Below are 16,539 nucleotides of genomic sequence, written 5' to 3'. Positions count from 1 at the left end.
CGCGCAAATGCATGGTTGGACCGCTCGGCAGGGATTCTTGCAAACAGCCCTTGCGGAGTTGTACTGCGGCCGTTACAATCACGCCCCGAAGCAACGACACTGTTTGAGTTTGATCAGTTCAAGCAAAACCAGTTGACGAAGTTGTTATCTTGCTTCATACTCTGCGGTTCTTCGCGGTGGGGTGGCCGAGTGGTTAAAGGCAGCAGACTGTAAATCTGCCCTCTCTGAGTACGCTGGTTCGAATCCAGCCCCCACCACCAAATGCGTTGATCGTGTAGTGAATCGAATTCGTGGTACCTCGCGGGTGTAGCTCAATGGTAGAGCTGAAGCCTTCCAAGCTTATGACGAGGGTTCGATTCCCTTCACCCGCTCCAGTTTCAAATCAGCCCTTGTAGCTCAGTGGTAGAGCACTCCCTTGGTAAGGGAGAGGCCACGTGTTCAATCCACGTCAAGGGCACCAGAATTTAAACGGCTGTCGGCTGTTTCGACCGTCAGGTGTGCCTGGTAATTTTCAATATCGTTAGGATCTTAGGAGTCTAGAATGGCAAAGGAAAAATTCGAACGGACCAAGCCGCACGTGAACGTCGGCACCATCGGTCACGTTGACCACGGCAAAACCACCCTGACGGCTGCAATCGCAACCGTTCTGTCGAAGAAATTCGGCGGCGAAGCCAAGGCGTACGACCAGATCGACGCGGCTCCGGAAGAAAAAGCACGCGGCATCACCATCAACACCGCGCACGTCGAGTACGAAACGGCCAACCGCCACTACGCACACGTCGACTGCCCGGGCCACGCCGACTACATCAAGAACATGATCACCGGCGCAGCGCAGATGGACGGCGCGATCCTGGTGTGCTCCGCTGCTGACGGCCCGATGCCGCAGACCCGCGAACACATCCTGCTGGCTCGCCAGGTGGGTGTTCCGTACATCATCGTGTTCCTGAACAAGTGCGACCTGGTCGACGACGCGGAACTGCTGGAACTGGTCGAAATGGAAGTGCGCGAGCTGCTCTCGAAGTACGAGTTCCCGGGCGACGACCTGCCGATCATCAAGGGTTCGGCTCGTATGGCGCTGGAAGGCCAGCAGGGCGAAATGGGCGAAGACTGCATCATCCGCCTGGCTGAGGCCCTGGACACCTACATCCCGACCCCGGAACGTGCTGTTGACGGCGCCTTCCTGATGCCGGTGGAAGACGTGTTCTCGATCTCGGGCCGCGGTACCGTGGTGACCGGTCGTGTCGAGCGCGGCATCATCAAGGTCGGCGAAGAGATCGAAATCGTCGGTATCGTCGATACGGTCAAGACGACCTGCACCGGCGTGGAAATGTTCCGCAAGCTGCTGGACCAGGGTCAAGCTGGCGACAACGTCGGCCTGCTGCTGCGCGGTACCAAGCGTGAAGACGTCCAGCGTGGCCAGGTCCTGGCCAAGCCGGGTTCGATCAAGCCGCACACCGACTTCACGGGCGAAGTGTACGTCCTGTCGAAGGACGAAGGCGGCCGTCACACCCCGTTCTTCAACAACTACCGTCCGCAGTTCTACTTCCGTACGACTGACGTGACCGGCTCGATCGTTCTGCCGGCCGACAAAGAGATGGTCATGCCGGGCGACAACGTGTCGATCACCGTCAAGCTGATCGCTCCGATCGCGATGGAAGAAGGTCTGCGCTTCGCAATCCGCGAAGGCGGCCGTACCGTCGGCGCCGGCGTGGTTGCCAAGATCATCGCCTAAGTAAATGTTGCAAGAGGCTCGCCCTTGAATGGACGAGCCGCTCGGCGGGCGTGGAGCGTCGCTCCACGAATTCCCCGCCAAGCTCCGGGCGGAACGATTCTGTTCCGCCCAACAATAGAGTGTTGCGCGAAATACCCAAGTAGCGTATAATGCTCGATTCAACTAGAAGTTTTTGTAGGGGCGTAGCTCAATTGGCAGAGCGTCGGTCTCCAAAACCGAAGGTTGGGGGTTCGATGCCCTCCGCCCCTGCCACCGAATTCGGTGCCAGGCACCCGAAAGTAAATTAAGTATGTCTAATCAATCCGTGCAAACCGTCGGCACCTCGAACGACAAGTTCAAGGTCGCGCTGGCAGTGGTTGCTACGATTGCAGGTGTGGTCGGCTTTTTCATTCTGAAAGGCCAGAACAAACCAGCCCTGATGTGCGCAGGCGCACTCGTGGCTGGTTTGGCTATTGCCGTCCTGCTGTTGTGGACTTCCGCGACCGGCCGCGATTTCCTGAGCTTCGCGAAGGAATCCGTACGTGAAACGAAGAAGGTTGTATGGCCTACCCGCAAGGAAGCGACCCAGATCACCGCCGTGGTGTTCGGGTTCGTGCTGGTGATGGCAATTTTCCTGTGGGGCACGGATAAGATTCTGGAATTTCTGATGTACGACGTGATCCTGGGGTGGAAATAATAATGAGCGATAACGTTCAGCAAGATAACGTGCCGGGTGACGCCCCGGCACAAGACGCTGGTGCGCCGCTGAGTACTCCGGTCAGCAACAAGCGCTGGTACGTCGTGCATGTCTACTCCGGCATGGAGAAGAGCGTGATGCGCGGCCTGACCGACCGCATCGAGCGCGGCGGCATGCAGGAACAATTCGGCCGCATCCTGGTTCCGACCGAAGAAGTGGTCGAAGTCAAGAATGGCAGCAAATCGGTGACCGAGCGTCGCTTCTTCCCGGGTTATGTGCTGGTCGAGATGGAAATGACCGACGAGACCTGGCACCTCGTGAAGAACACGCCGAAAGTCACCGGCTTCATCGGCGGCAAGAGCAACAAGCCGACCCCGATTCCGGCGCGCGAGATCGACAAGATCATGCAGCAGGTCCAGGAAGGTGTCGAGAAGCCGCGGCCCAAAGTGCTGTACGAAGTGGGCGAGCAGGTGCGGATCAAGGAAGGCCCGTTCACCGACTTCAACGGCTCTGTCGAGGAAGTCAACTACGAAAAATCGAAGGTGCGTGTGTCTGTCACCATCTTCGGCCGCGCGACTCCGGTGGAACTGGAGTTCGGGCAGGTAGAGAAAGTCTAAAACGCCGAATCGGAGCGTCGCAGCAGCAAGGCGGAATCCGATAAGAGGAGCTCCGCCAGGAAAAGGCACTCCGAGAAAGCGTAGCGAGCGGCGGCAGTTTCGGTGGGGGCGCCCAGCCTGAGAAGCGCAGCTGTACTTCAGTACAGCGAGCATCGCAGACCGAAAATGCAACGCGCAGTAGCTTGATCGGAGCGCCGGTATGGTGGAGCGCTACCACTCATAATCGACAAAGGAGCCTATCATGGCAAAGAAAATCGTCGGTTTTATCAAGCTGCAAGTGCCGGCTGGTAAAGCAAACCCGTCCCCCCCGATTGGCCCGGCCCTCGGCCAGCGCGGTCTGAACATCATGGAATTCTGCAAGGCCTTCAATGCCAAGACTCAAGGCATGGAGCCGGGCATGCCGATTCCGGTCGTGATCACCGCCTTCGCGGACAAGTCCTTCACGTTCGAGATGAAGACCCCGCCGGCAACGTACCTGATCAAGAAGCTGTCGGGCGTCACCAAAGGTTCGCCGAAGCCGCACACCGACAAGGTCGGCACGCTGACCCGTGCCCAGGCTGAAGAAATCGCAAAAATCAAGCAGCCGGACCTGACCGCCGCTGACCTGGACGCTGCTGTGCGCGTCGTGGCCGGCTCGGCTCGTTCGATGGGCATCACGGTGGAGGGTATCTAATATGGCCAAGCTGTCCAAGCGCGTCAAAGAAATCAAAGCCAAGGTCGACCGTAACAAGGCCTACGCTTTCGACAACGCCGTTGCAATCGTCAAAGAATTCGCAACCGCCAAGTTCAACGAGTCGATCGACGTCGCCGTGCAACTGGGCGTGGATCCGAAGAAGTCGGACCAGGTCGTCCGCGGTTCCGTCGTCCTGCCGGCTGGTACCGGCAAGACCGTGCGCGTCGCTGTCTTCGCACAGGGCGACAAGGCCGAGCAGGCTAAAGCCGCCGGCGCCGACATCGTCGGCATGGAAGACCTGGCAGAGCGCGTCAAGGCCGGCGACATGCCGTTCGACGTCGTCATCGCTTCGCCGGACACCATGCGTATCGTCGGTACCCTGGGCCAGATCCTGGGCCCGCGCGGCCTGATGCCGAACCCGAAAGTCGGCACCGTGACCCCGGACGTGGCTGGCGCCGTGCGCAACGCCAAGGCCGGTCAGGTCCAGTACCGTACCGACAAGGCAGGTATCATCCACGCCACGATCGGCCGCAAGTCGTTCAGCGACGAACAGCTGAAGACCAACCTGGTCGCGCTGATCGACGCCCTGAACAAGGCCAAGCCGGCTTCGTCGAAGGGTATCTACCTGCGCAAGGTCGCGATCTCGTCGACCATGGGCGCGGGCGTGCGTGTCGATCACGCTACCCTGGCTGCTTAATAGATGTAAACGTTTGGTGGGCACGGGGTGCCCACCCTACGGTTATCGATGGATCGTAGGGTGGACTCCCTGAGCCCACCATGCAGACCAGGAAAAGAATTAAGTCCTTGCAGAATATCGCGGGGCGGATCTTTGGGCTGGCGGACTGAACCCCGCCAGGCAATCAAAGACCGTTGGGCCGAAGGCAGCAGGTTGGGCCGGAGGTTAATAGATACACCCAACGCAGATGGCGAACCCGAACAAGTTTTGTAGTCGATGCTTTTGTCGTACTTCTTAACTTCGGACGCCGTGTTCGAACCGATGCGGGGGACGTCCCTCACATCATTTAAGGAGATTGACCGTGGGTCTTAATCTGAATGACAAAAAGGTCGTCGTCGAAGAAGTTAGCGCGAAAGTAGCAACCGCGCAAACCATCGTCGTCGCCGAGTACCGTGGCATCCAGGTTAGTGCTCTGACGAAACTCCGTGCAAATGCTCGTTCGCAGGGCGTGTACCTGCGTGTTCTGAAGAACACGCTGGCTCGTCGCGCTGTGGAAGGCACCCAGTTCGCATCCCTGGCCGACACCATGGTTGGTCCGCTGATCTACTCGATCTCGGACGACGCCGTGGCAGCCGCCAAGGTGCTCAGCGACTTCTCGAAGACCAACGACAAACTGGTGGTCAAGGGCGGTAACTACGCTGGCAAGAACCTGGATGTCGCTGGCGTCAACGCGCTGGCAAGCATCCCGAGCCGTGAAGTCCTCATCGCCCAGCTGCTGGGCGTCATGCAGGCTCCGGTGTCCGGCTTTGCACGAGTTCTGGCTGCAATCGCAGCACAAAAAGGCGAAGGTTCCGCAGCTCCGGCAGAAGCCGCAGCAGCAGAATAAGCAAGCCTTTTTGGTCAAGTACTAATCACAATCAAATATTTGGAGTTTCAAATGGCAATTAGCAAAGAAGAGTTCCTGGACGCAGTTGGCGCAATGTCGGTCATGGAACTGAACGACCTGGTCAAGGCATTCGAAGAGAAATTCGGCGTGTCGGCAGCTGCAATGGCCGCACCGGCAGCTGGCGGCGGCGCCGCTGCACCGGCTGCTGAAGAGCAGACCGAATTCAACGTCGTGCTGACCGAAGTCGGCGCGAACAAGGTCGGCGTCATCAAGGCCGTCCGCGAAATCACCGGCCTGGGCCTGAAAGAAGCCAAGGACGTCGTTGATGGCGCACCGAAGACCGTCAAGGAAGCCCTGCCGAAAGCTGACGCTGAAGCCGCCAAGAAGAAGCTGGAAGAAGCTGGCGCCAAGGCTGAGCTCAAGTAATACATATGCAAAGGGCGCTGAATCAGCGCCCCGCGCCGGAGTCAAAGCGCGCAGATCCCCGCCGGAAGGTGGGGTATGCGGCTTTGGCTCTTTTGTCGTCCCTACGACAAAACAAGCAGTACCCTTAGGTTTTGGTAGCACCGCAGCACAGCATTATCGTAACACAGCAGCACAGGTTCCCAATCACCCGGCCGATTGCGGCGAGATTTGAGGCCTTGCATGTGGTGGCTTAACCACTGGCAATTCCTGAATTCTCATCCTTTCTGTCACTCACGGAGTGTCCATGCACTACTCATTTACTGAGAAGAAACGCATTCGCAAGTCGTTCGCGAAGCGCGCCAACGTTCACAACGTTCCCTACCTCCTCGCTACGCAGCTGGAGTCTTACGAGAATTTCCTGCAAGCGGATGCAGGGCCCTCCGTACGCAAGAACGAAGGTCTGCAATCGGCTTTCACCTCCATCTTCCCGATCGTGTCGCACAACGGTTTTGCGCGCCTCGAGTTCCTCTCCTACGTGCTGGGTGACCCCGCTTTCGACGTCAAGGAATGCCAACAACGCGGCCTGACCTTCGCGTCGCCGCTGCGCGCCAAGGTGCGCCTGGTGATCCTGGACAAGGAATCGCCGACCAAGCCCGTCGTGAAGGAAATGAAGGAGCAGGAAGTGTACATGGGCGAACTGCCGCTCATGACCGCCAACGGTTCGTTCGTGATCAACGGCACCGAGCGCGTGATCGTCTCGCAGCTGCACCGTTCGCCGGGCGTGTTCTTCGAGCACGACCGCGGCAAGACGCACTCGTCGGGCAAGCTGCTGTTCTCGGCACGTATCATTCCTTACCGCGGCTCGTGGCTGGACTTCGAGTTCGACCCGAAGGACATCCTGTTCTTCCGCGTCGACCGCCGCCGCAAGATGCCGGTGACGATCCTGCTGAAAGCCATCGGCATGACGCCGGAGCAGATCCTCGCGAACTTCTTCGTGTTCGACAACTTCAACCTGCGCTCGGAAGGCGCGGAACTGGAATTCGTGGCCGAGCGCCTGCGCGGTGAAGTCGCGCGCTTCGACATCGTCGATCCGAAGACCGGCAAGACGCTGGTAACGAAGGACAAGCGCATCAACGCCAAGAACGTGCGCGACGTCGAGAACGCCGGCATCACGCACATCTCGGTGCCGGAAGACTACCTGGTCGGCCGCGTGCTGGCGAAGAACGTCGTCGACGGCGACACCGGCGAGATCATCGCCAACGCCAACGACGAGCTGACTGACGAGCTGCTCGGCAAGCTGCGCGACGCCAACATCGACGCGATCCAGACGCTGTACACCAACGACCTGGACCAGGGCGCCTACATCTCGCAGACGCTGCGCACCGACGACACCGCCGACCAGACCGCTGCCCGCGTCGCGATCTACCGCATGATGCGTCCTGGCGAACCGCCGACCGAAGAATCGGTGGAAGCGCTGTTCCACGGCCTGTTCTACAGCCCGGAACGCTACGACCTGTCGGCCGTCGGCCGCATGAAGTTCAACCGCCGTATCGGCCGTGACGAACTGGTCGGCGACATGACCCTGTCGAACGAAGACATCCTGGCCGTGATCAAGATCCTGGTCGAGCTGCGCAATGGCCGCGGCGAAGTCGACGATATCGACCACCTGGGTAACCGCCGCGTGCGTTGCGTGGGCGAACTGGCCGAAAACCAGTTCCGCGCCGGCCTCGTGCGCGTGGAGCGCGCCGTCAAGGAACGCCTCGGCCAGGCCGAAGCGGACAACCTGATGCCGCACGACCTGATCAACAGCAAGCCGATCTCGGCCGCGATCCGCGAATTCTTCGGTTCGTCGCAGCTGTCGCAGTTCATGGACCAGACCAACCCGCTGTCGGAAATCACGCACAAACGCCGTGTCTCCGCACTGGGCCCGGGCGGCCTGACCCGCGAGCGCGCCGGCTTCGAAGTCCGCGACGTGCACCCGACCCACTACGGCCGCGTCTGCCCGATCGAAACGCCTGAAGGCCCGAACATCGGCCTGATCAACTCGCTGGCACTGTTTGCCCGCCTGAACGAATACGGCTTCCTGGAAACCCCGTACCGCAAGGTCGAAGGTTCGAAAGTCACCGACAAGATCGAATACCTGTCGGCGATCGAAGAAGGCCGCTACATCATCGCCCAGGCGAACGCGCAGATCAACGCAGAAGGCCAACTGGTCGACGAGCTGGTCTCGGCACGTGAAGCGGGCGAGACCATCCTCGTGTCGCCGGAACGCATCCAGTACATGGACGTGGCCCCGGGCCAGATCGTGTCGGTGGCGGCATCGCTGATTCCGTTCCTCGAGCACGATGACGCGAACCGCGCACTGATGGGCGCCAACATGCAGCGCCAGGCCGTGCCTTGCCTGCGTCCGGAAAAAGCCTTCGTCGGTACCGGCATCGAGCGCACCGTGGCGGTCGACTCGGGCACGACCGTGCAGGCGACCCGTGGCGGTATCGTCGATTACGTCGACGCCGGCCGCGTGGTGATCCGCGTGAACGACGAAGAAGCGCAGGCTGGCGAAGTCGGTGTCGACATCTACAACCTGATCAAGTACACCCGTTCGAACCAGAACACCAACATCAACCAGCGTCCGATCGTGAAAGTGGGCGATCGCGTGGCACGCGGCGACGTCATCGCCGACGGCGCCTCGACCGACCTGGGCGAACTGGCACTGGGCCAGAACATGCTGGTGGCGTTCATGCCGTGGAACGGCCTGAACTTCGAGGACTCGATCCTGATCTCGGAAAACGTCGTCAAGGATGACCGCTACACCTCGATCCACATCGAGGAACTGTCGGTCGTCGCACGCGACACGAAGCTGGGCCCTGAAGAAATCACCCGCGACATCTCGAACCTGGCGGAAAACCAGCTGGCTCGCCTGGACGAGTCGGGCATCGTCTACATCGGCGCCGAAGTGCAGGCCGGTGACGTGCTGGTCGGTAAGGTGACGCCGAAGGGCGAAACCCAGCTGACGCCGGAAGAGAAGCTGCTGCGCGCGATCTTCGGCGAAAAAGCGTCGGACGTGAAAGATACGTCGCTGCGCGTGCCGTCGGGCATGGTTGGTACCGTGATCGACGTGCAGGTGTTCACCCGTGAAGGCATCGTGCGCGACAAGCGCGCCCAGCAGATCATCGACGACGAGCTGAAGCGCTTCCGCCTGGACCTGAACGACCAGCTGCGTATCGTCGAAGGCGACGCGTTCCAGCGTCTGGAGCGTCTGCTGGTCGGCAAGACCGTCAACGGCGGTCCGAAGAAGCTGGCGAAGGGTGCCGTGATCGACAAGGCTTACCTGGACGACCTGGATAAATTCCACTGGTTCGACATCCGTCCGGCCGACGACGAAACCGCCAACGCGCTGGAGGCGATGAAGGAGTCGATCAACGAGAAGCGTCACCAGTTCGACCTGGCCTTCGAAGAGAAGCGCAAGAAGCTCACGCAGGGCGACGAGCTGCAGCCGGGCGTGCAGAAGATGGTCAAGGTCTACCTGGCCGTCAAGCGCCGCCTGCAGTCGGGCGACAAGATGGCAGGCCGCCACGGTAACAAGGGTGTGGTCTCGCGTATCGTGCCGGTGGAAGACATGCCGTTCATGGCCGACGGTACGCCGGCCGACGTCGTGCTGAACCCGCTGGGCGTTCCGTCGCGTATGAACGTCGGCCAGATCCTGGAAACCCACCTGGGTTGGGCAGCGAAAGGCCTGGGCCTGCGCCTGGGCGAAATGATCAAGGCCAAGGCCGAGACCGAGCAGCTGCGCGCCTTCCTGGGCAAGATCTACAACGAAACGGGCAAGAAGGAAGACCTGGACAACTTCAGCGACCAGGAAATCGTCGAGCTGGCGCACAACCTCAAGAACGGCGTGCCGTTCGCGACCCCGGTGTTCGACGGTGCCCACGAAGAAGAGATCCGCCGCATGCTGGATCTGGCCTTCCCGGACGAGATCGCGGCCCACCTGGGCATGACCCCGTCGAAGAACCAGGTCACGATGTACGACGGCCGCACCGGCGAAGCATTCGAGCGCAAGGTGACCGTGGGCTTCATGCACATGCTGAAGCTGCACCACCTGGTCGACGACAAGATGCACGCCCGCTCGACCGGTCCGTACTCGCTGGTGACGCAGCAGCCGCTGGGCGGTAAAGCCCAGTTCGGTGGCCAGCGCTTCGGTGAGATGGAGGTGTGGGCACTGGAAGCGTACGGCGCATCGTACGTGCTGCAGGAAATGCTGACCGTCAAGTCGGACGACGTGAACGGCCGTACCAAGGTGTACGAGAACCTGGTCAAGGGCGACCACGTGATCGATGCAGGTATGCCGGAATCGTTCAACGTGCTGGTGAAGGAAATCCGCTCGCTGGGTATCGACATCGATCTCGAGCGCAGCTAACACAGCGGCACGGCCGCCAGCCTTCGGGCTGGCCCGCGGCCCTGACATCGTCGTTCCCGCGCAGGCGGGAACCCAAGTTCGGTGAATCGCCGAAAGACTTGGATCCCGGCCTGCGCCGGGATGACGGTTTCAGGGCTGGTGGAGGCAGGCAAGCACTGGCGAAAATCAGTGAGAAGCTGGCGGTAGTAGTAGATACAGAATTCAATCACCCGGAGTGATAAATGAAAGCACTGCTCGATCTATTCAAGCAAGTTCAGCAAAACGAGAGCTTCGACGCCATCAAGATTGGCCTGGCGTCGCCCGAGAAAATCCGTTCGTGGTCGTTCGGCGAAGTCAAGAAGCCGGAGACCATCAACTACCGTACGTTCAAGCCGGAACGTGATGGCCTGTTTTGCGCGAAAATCTTTGGTCCGATCAAGGACTACGAATGCCTGTGCGGCAAGTACAAGCGCCTGAAGCACCGCGGCGTCATCTGCGAGAAGTGCGGCGTCGAAGTCACCCTGGCGAAAGTCCGCCGTGAGCGCATGGGCCACATCGAGCTGGCCTCGCCGGTCGCGCACATCTGGTTCCTGAAGTCGCTGCCGTCGCGTCTGGGCATGGTCCTGGACATGACGCTGCGCGATATCGAACGCGTCCTGTACTTCGAAGCATACGTCGTGACCGATCCGGGCATGACCCCGCTGAAGAAGTGCCAGATCATGTCGGAAGACGACTACGCCGCCAAGTACGAAGAGTACGGCGACGACTTCACCGCATTCATGGGCGCCGAAGGCATCCGTGAACTGCTGCGCTCGATCGACATCGACCGCGAAGCCGAAGCCCTGCGCGTCGAACTCAAAGAATCGAAGTCGGAAGCCAAGATCAAGAAATACGCCAAGCGCCTGAAAGTGCTCGAGGCGTTCCAGCGTTCGGGCATCAAGCCGGAATGGATGATCATGGAAGTGCTCCCGGTCCTGCCGCCGGAGCTGCGTCCGCTCGTCCCGCTGGATGGCGGCCGTTTCGCCACGTCCGACCTGAACGACCTGTATCGCCGCGTCATCAACCGTAATAACCGTCTGAAGCGCCTGATGGAACTGCGCGCGCCGGAGATCATTACGCGTAACGAAAAGCGCATGCTGCAGGAAGCAGTGGACTCGCTGCTGGACAACGGCCGTCGCGGCAAGGCGATGACCGGCGCCAACAAGCGTCCGCTGAAGTCGCTGGCTGAAATGATCAAGGGTAAGGGCGGCCGTTTCCGTCAGAACTTGCTGGGCAAGCGCGTCGACTACTCGGGCCGTTCGGTCATCGTGGTGGGTCCGCAGCTGAAACTGCACCAGTGCGGTCTGCCGAAGCTGATGGCCCTCGAGCTGTTCAAGCCGTTCATCTTCAACAAGCTGGAACTGATGGGTCTGGCAACGACCATCAAGGCCGCGAAGAAGCTCGTCGAGCAGCAGGAACCGGTCGTCTGGGACATCCTGGAAGAAGTCATCAAGGAACACCCGGTGATGCTGAACCGTGCGCCGACGCTGCACCGTCTCGGTATCCAGGCGTTCGAGCCGGTCCTGATCGAAGGTAAAGCAATCCAGCTGCACCCGCTGGTCTGCGCGGCGTTCAACGCCGACTTCGACGGTGACCAGATGGCAGTCCACGTCCCGCTGTCGATCGAAGCACAGATGGAAGCGCGCACGCTGATGCTGGCGTCGAACAACATCCTGTTCCCGTCGAACGGCGAACCGTCGATCGTCCCGTCCCAGGATATCGTGCTGGGTCTGTACTACGCGACCCGCGAGGCGATCAACGCCAAGGGCGAAGGCATGCTGTTCCCGGACGTGTCGGAAGTCATCCGCGCGTACGACAACAAGGAAGTCGAACTGGCGACCCGCATCACCGTGCGTATCGTGGAATTCCCGCGCAACGCCGAAGGCGGCTTCGACCAGACGCTGACCCGCTACGAGACCACGGTCGGCCGTGCGATCCTGTCCGAGATCCTGCCGAAAGGCCTGCCGTTCTCGGTGCTGAACCGCGCGCTGAAGAAGAAGGAAATCTCGAAGCTGATCAACACGTCGTTCCGCAAGTGCGGCCTGCGTGCGACCGTCGTGTTCGCCGACAAGCTGATGCAGTCGGGCTTCCGTCTCGCAACGCGCGCCGGTATCTCGATCGCCGTGGACGACATGCTGATCCCGGACGTCAAGAAGACCATGATCTCGACCGCCGAAGCGGAAGTGAAGCAGATCGAGCAGCAGTACGCCTCGGGTCTGGTCACCGCCGGCGAGCGCTACAACAAGGTCGTCGACATCTGGGGCAAGACCTCGGACGAAGTGGGCAAGGCGATGATGGACCAGCTGAAAGTGGAGCCGGTCACGAAGCGCGACGGCACGCAAGGCACGCAAGAGTCGTTCAACGCCATCTACATGATGGCCGACTCGGGCGCCCGTGGTTCCGCAGCCCAGATCCGTCAGCTGGCCGGTATGCGCGGCCTGATGGCGAAGCCGGACGGCTCGATTATCGAAACGCCGATTACCGCGAACTTCCGCGAAGGCCTGAACGTTCTGCAGTACTTCATCTCGACGCACGGCGCCCGTAAAGGTCTGGCCGACACCGCGCTGAAGACGGCAAACTCGGGTTACCTGACCCGTCGTCTGGTCGACGTGACGCAGGACCTGGTCGTGACGGAAGACGATTGCGGCACCACCAACGGCACGCACATGAAGGCGATGGTCGAAGGCGGTGAAGTGATCGAAGCCCTGCGCGACCGTATCCTGGGCCGCGTGACCGGTACCGACGTCGTCAATCCGGAAACGCAGGCGACCCTGTACGAAGCCGGCACGCTGCTGGACGAAGACATGGTCGAAGAGATCGAGCGTCTGGGCATCGACGAAGTCAAGGTCCGCACGCCGCTGAACTGCGACACCCGTTATGGCCTGTGCGCGAAGTGCTATGGCCGTGACCTGGGCCGCGGCATGCTGGTGAACTCCGGCGAAGCTGTCGGTGTGGTGGCAGCACAGTCGATCGGTGAGCCGGGTACCCAGCTGACCATGCGTACGTTCCACATCGGTGGTGCGGCATCGCGTGCGGCAGTGGCATCGTCGGTGGAAGCCAAGTCGAACGGTACGGTCCGCTTCACGGCGACCATGCGTTACGTGACCAACGGCAAGGGCGCCCAGATCGTCATTTCGCGTTCGGGCGAAGTGCTGATCACGGACGACCACGGCCGCGAGCGCGAGCGTCACAAGGTGCCGTACGGCGCGACCCTGGCTGTCCAGGACGGCATGGTGGTGAAAGCCGGCCTGCCGCTGGCAACGTGGGATCCGCTGACCCGTCCGATCATTACCGAGTACGCCGGTACGATCAAGTTCGAGAACGTGGAAGAAGGCGTCACCGTCGCGCGCCAGGTGGACGAGGTCACCGGCCTGTCGACCCTGGTCGCGATCGACCCGAAACGCCGCGGTTCTGGCAAGGTCAACCGTCCGCAGGTCAAGCTGCTCAACGCCGAAGGCCAGGAAGTCAAGATCGCCGGCACCGAGCACGCCGTGACGATCGGCTTCCAGGTCGGCGCACTGATCATGGTGAAGGATGGCCAGCAAGTGTCGGTGGGTGAAGTGCTTGCACGTATCCCGACCGAATCGCAGAAGACCCGTGACATTACCGGTGGTCTGCCGCGCGTTGCCGAGCTGTTCGAAGCCCGTTCGCCGAAAGATGCCGGCATGCTGGCGGAAGTCACCGGTACGGTCGCATTCGGTAAAGAGACCAAGGGCAAGCAGCGCCTGGAAATCACCGACATGGACGGCAACAAGCACGAGTTCCTGATCACCAAGGACAAGCAAGTGCTGGTGCACGACGGCCAGGTGGTGAACAAGGGCGAGATGATCGTGGACGGCCCGGCCGATCCGCAAGACATCCTGCGCCTGCTGGGTATCGAAGCGCTGGCCCGCTACATCGTCGACGAAGTGCAGGACGTGTACCGTCTGCAGGGCGTGAAGATCAACGACAAGCACATCGAGGTGATCGTTCGCCAGATGCTGCGTCGTGTTCAGATCGTCGAAGCCGGCGACACCGACTACATCGTCGGCGAGCAGGTGGAGCGTTCGGAACTGCTGGAAGAGAACGACCGCGTGACGGCCGCAGGCAAGCTGCCGGCGACCTACGAGAACGTGCTGCTGGGTATTACCAAGGCATCGCTGTCGACCGACTCGTTCATCTCGGCGGCATCGTTCCAGGAAACCACCCGCGTGCTGACCGAAGCGGCGATCATGGGCAAGCGCGACGGTCTGCGCGGCCTGAAGGAAAACGTCATCGTCGGCCGCCTGATCCCGGGCGGTACCGGTCTGGCATTCCACCGCGCCCGCAAGGAAAAAGAAGCGTGGGAAGCGGAAGAGCGCGCAGCGCTGCTGCAGCAGGAGAAGGCCAACATGGCTGCCGAGCTGCAGGCGATGGAAGACCAGCAGAACGCTGCGGCTTCGGTCGAACAGCATCATGGCGACGGCGAGTGATCTTCGCTTCTGCTTAGCTTAGTCAGCTAATGAAAACGGCACCTCGAGGGGTGCCGTTTTTTTTGCCTGTCGCCTGCCGGCCTCAGTGCTGGTAGACGTTGGTCCAGTTGCCCGAGCCCGTCTGGTTGACGTTGGCCACGTAGCCTTCGCCGGCCTGGCTGACCGTCGCGGTGTTGCTGCTGCCGATCTGGGCAATCGTGGCCGCGTTCCTGGCGCCGGTCTGGGTCAAGCTGGCCAGGTTGGTGTTGCCGATCTGGCGGATGTCGGCGACCTGGCCGTCGCCGGTCTGGCTGACGTCAGCGGTGTTGCCCGATCCCTCCTGCCGAAGCGTGAGCGAGTCATCCCAGCCATCGCGCTGGACCGTACTGGCGCTGTTCGAGGTGCCGGTTTGTACGATGGTCGGGCCGGCGGCGTAGGCACTGTCGGTGATGACCGATGCGATATTTCCATCGCCGGTCTGGGTGACCTTCGGACCGTAGTACACGCCGTCCCGCTGGATGACCGTCACCCTGTTGCCCGTGCCGGTCTGCGACGTCTGGACACTCGTGTCGCCGCTGAGACTCTGTTCCACGCGGGCGACGTTACCGCTGCCGTTCTGGTCAACGACGACAGGGCTGGACGTGACGATGGCCTGCGTGATCGCGGCATCGTTCCCGTTCCCGCGCTGTGTGATGCTGGTGTCGAACCGACCGTACACCCTCACGCCGTCCTGCGTGATCCCTGCATTGTTTCCCGTGCCGTTCTGGCTGACCACGGCGGTCACGCCGCTGTTGGTGTCGTGCTGGAAGACGCCGCTGCTCGTGGCGCCGGGGCCGCCCACGTGGTTGTCATTGCCGATCTGCGTGATCGATGCGCTGGTGTTCGGCGCCGTGTCGAATGGTGTCAGGCCGACCTGCTCCGCGGCCGCGGTGTTGCCGCTGCCCTGCTGCGTGACCGTGATGGTCTGGCTCGTGGCGACATGGCTGGCGCAGGCCAGCACGGCGCCGAGGGCGATTGCCGAAAGTCTGGATTTCATGAGTTTGCTCCTCGGGTATCAGTGCTGGTAGACGTTCGCCCAGTTGCCCGCCCCTGTCTGGCTCACATTGCCGGCATAGTAGGCCTGGAGAGTCTGGGTCACCGACGCGCTGTTGCTGTTGCCGATCTGGGCAATCGAGGCCTTCTGGAAGCCGTTGGCCTGGGTCAGGTTGGCAAGGTTGCCGTTGCCGTTCTGGCTGATGTCCGCATAACCGGTTCCCGACTCGCTTGCGTTGACAACGTTGCCGACCCCCTGTTGTGAGAGGGTGAGCAGGACGTCGGTGTCGATCAGCAGGACGTTCGCGCTGTTCATGCTGCCGTCCTGGGTGATCCTGGCGCCGGGGCCAAGAAGATTGTCCGCGTAGATCGCGACCGTATTATTTTCGCCGGTCTGGTTCACCTGCGGGCCGCCATGCGAGCTCCTCAAGTGTTCCGCCGTGGTCGTGTTGCCGGTACCGTTCTGCGTGATGTGGAACGACGCGTCGCCGGTGTTGACCTGCAGCAGGCGGGCCAGGTTGGCGCTGCCGTTCTGGTCGACGGACACATTGTTGGACACCGCGTGCGTCTGCGTGATCGCCGCATCGTTCCCGTTGCCTTGCTGGGTAATCACGGCCGTGACCGGCGGCGGGTTCGGCCCGGGCCTGCCGTCCTGCGTGATGCCCGCATTGTTGCCCGCCCCGGTCTGGGTGACCAGCGCACGCGCGCCGCCGTTCGGAGAGAGGATCTGGAAGATGCCGGCGCTGGTGCCGCCGGGACCGCCGACATGGTTGTCATTTCCGATCTGCGTGATCGATGCGGTGGTGGATGAATAGATGACCGCGTCGGGCGTCGTATTCACCTGCTCCGCGGCTGCGGTATTGCCGCTGCCCTGTTGCGTGACCGTGATGGTCTGGCCCGACGCGGCCAGGCTGGTACAGGCCAGGCCGACGCCCAGCGCGATGGTCGAGAGTGCGAGTTTCATGAAGTGCTCCTCGAAG

The 16,539-nt window shown here is 61.3% G+C and carries 11 protein-coding genes and 4 tRNA genes; 13 read left to right on the top strand and 2 right to left on the bottom strand.

The features are described 5' to 3' along the window. Nucleotides 1-175 precede the first annotated feature (175 nt). The 13 genes from ACL58G_RS02980 to rpoC all read left to right on the top strand — a co-directional run bounded on the left by ACL58G_RS02980 (nt 176) and on the right by rpoC (nt 14,548). Nucleotides 176-260 (top strand) — tRNA-Tyr (locus tag ACL58G_RS02980). A gap of 40 nt (nt 261-300) precedes the next feature. Further along, nucleotides 301-374 (top strand) — tRNA-Gly (locus ACL58G_RS02975). A gap of 11 nt (nt 375-385) precedes the next feature. Then, nucleotides 386-460, top strand: a tRNA-Thr gene (locus tag ACL58G_RS02970). Between the two features lie 81 nt (nt 461-541). Continuing rightward, on the top strand, nt 542-1,732 hold the full coding sequence (gene tuf, locus ACL58G_RS02965; protein ID WP_160406738.1) for an elongation factor Tu: 1,191 nt from the start codon (nt 542-544) through the stop codon (nt 1,730-1,732). A gap of 176 nt (nt 1,733-1,908) precedes the next feature. Next, a tRNA-Trp gene (locus tag ACL58G_RS02960) sits at nt 1,909-1,984 on the top strand. A 37-nt stretch (nt 1,985-2,021) separates the two neighbouring features. Further along, on the top strand, nt 2,022-2,408 hold the full coding sequence (gene secE, locus ACL58G_RS02955) for a preprotein translocase subunit SecE (protein ID WP_056128720.1): 387 nt from the start codon (nt 2,022-2,024) through the stop codon (nt 2,406-2,408). 2 nt (nt 2,409-2,410) lie between these two features. After that, nucleotides 2,411-3,025 carry a transcription termination/antitermination protein NusG gene (gene nusG, locus ACL58G_RS02950; RefSeq protein ID WP_413339960.1) on the top strand — a complete coding sequence of 205 codons (615 nt, stop codon included), beginning with the start codon at nt 2,411-2,413 and terminating at the stop codon, nt 3,023-3,025. Between the two features lie 241 nt (nt 3,026-3,266). After that, nucleotides 3,267-3,698 carry a 50S ribosomal protein L11 gene (gene rplK / locus ACL58G_RS02945; RefSeq protein ID WP_056128716.1) on the top strand — a complete coding sequence of 144 codons (432 nt, stop codon included), beginning with the start codon at nt 3,267-3,269 and terminating at the stop codon, nt 3,696-3,698. Nucleotide 3,699: 1 nt separating this feature from the next. Continuing rightward, nucleotides 3,700-4,395, top strand: coding sequence for a 50S ribosomal protein L1 (rplA, locus tag ACL58G_RS02940; RefSeq protein ID WP_056128713.1), 696 nt, complete (start codon nt 3,700-3,702; stop codon nt 4,393-4,395). Between the two features lie 340 nt (nt 4,396-4,735). Beyond that, nucleotides 4,736-5,260 (top strand): 50S ribosomal protein L10, encoded by a 525-nt coding sequence (gene rplJ, locus ACL58G_RS02935; RefSeq protein ID WP_440965086.1) that lies wholly within the window; start codon nt 4,736-4,738, stop codon nt 5,258-5,260. A 51-nt stretch (nt 5,261-5,311) separates the two neighbouring features. Beyond that, nucleotides 5,312-5,686, top strand: a complete 375-nt coding sequence (gene rplL / locus ACL58G_RS02930; RefSeq protein ID WP_056128709.1) for a 50S ribosomal protein L7/L12 — start codon at nt 5,312-5,314, stop codon at nt 5,684-5,686. Between the two features lie 283 nt (nt 5,687-5,969). Further along, a complete protein-coding gene (gene rpoB / locus ACL58G_RS02925) occupies nt 5,970-10,079 on the top strand; it encodes a DNA-directed RNA polymerase subunit beta (RefSeq protein ID WP_413386022.1) in 4,110 nt (1,369 codons plus the stop codon). A gap of 221 nt (nt 10,080-10,300) precedes the next feature. After that, entirely contained in the window at nt 10,301-14,548 is a 4,248-nt protein-coding gene (rpoC, locus tag ACL58G_RS02920) for a DNA-directed RNA polymerase subunit beta' (protein ID WP_413386023.1), read from the top strand. Between the two features lie 82 nt (nt 14,549-14,630). Here rpoC and ACL58G_RS02915 read toward each other — a convergent pair whose 3' ends face one another. Beyond that, nucleotides 14,631-15,563 carry a hypothetical protein gene (locus tag ACL58G_RS02915; RefSeq protein WP_440965084.1) on the bottom strand — a complete coding sequence of 311 codons (933 nt, stop codon included), beginning with the start codon at nt 15,561-15,563 and terminating at the stop codon, nt 14,631-14,633. Between the two features lie 18 nt (nt 15,564-15,581). Beyond that, a complete protein-coding gene (locus ACL58G_RS02910; RefSeq protein ID WP_440965082.1) occupies nt 15,582-16,523 on the bottom strand; it encodes a hypothetical protein in 942 nt (313 codons plus the stop codon). Nucleotides 16,524-16,539 lie beyond the last annotated feature (16 nt).

Origin of the sequence: Massilia sp. GER05 (genome assembly GCF_052056005.1) — a bacterium.
GTDB classification, from domain to species: Bacteria; Pseudomonadota; Gammaproteobacteria; order Burkholderiales; family Burkholderiaceae_D; genus Telluria; species Telluria orientalis.
Note: the sequence above shows the minus strand (reverse complement) of the source record. Positions and strands in the feature narration are given on the sequence as shown.

What these genes read in the sequence shown, in the direction of transcription:
- rplK (WP_056128716.1), top strand. Translation starts at nt 3,267, where the DNA reads ATGGCAAAGAAAATCGTCGGTTTTATCAAGCTGCAAGTGCCGGCTGGT.
- tuf (WP_160406738.1), top strand. Translation starts at nt 542, where the DNA reads ATGGCAAAGGAAAAATTCGAACGGACCAAGCCGCACGTGAACGTCGGC.
- rplL (WP_056128709.1), top strand. Translation starts at nt 5,312, where the DNA reads ATGGCAATTAGCAAAGAAGAGTTCCTGGACGCAGTTGGCGCAATGTCG.
- rplA (WP_056128713.1), top strand. Translation starts at nt 3,700, where the DNA reads ATGGCCAAGCTGTCCAAGCGCGTCAAAGAAATCAAAGCCAAGGTCGAC.
- rpoC (WP_413386023.1), top strand. Translation starts at nt 10,301, where the DNA reads ATGAAAGCACTGCTCGATCTATTCAAGCAAGTTCAGCAAAACGAGAGC.
- secE (WP_056128720.1), top strand. Translation starts at nt 2,022, where the DNA reads ATGTCTAATCAATCCGTGCAAACCGTCGGCACCTCGAACGACAAGTTC.
- ACL58G_RS02915 (WP_440965084.1), bottom strand. Translation starts at nt 15,563, where the DNA reads ATGAAATCCAGACTTTCGGCAATCGCCCTCGGCGCCGTGCTGGCCTGC.
- ACL58G_RS02910 (WP_440965082.1), bottom strand. Translation starts at nt 16,523, where the DNA reads ATGAAACTCGCACTCTCGACCATCGCGCTGGGCGTCGGCCTGGCCTGT.
- nusG (WP_413339960.1), top strand. Translation starts at nt 2,411, where the DNA reads ATGAGCGATAACGTTCAGCAAGATAACGTGCCGGGTGACGCCCCGGCA.
- rpoB (WP_413386022.1), top strand. Translation starts at nt 5,970, where the DNA reads ATGCACTACTCATTTACTGAGAAGAAACGCATTCGCAAGTCGTTCGCG.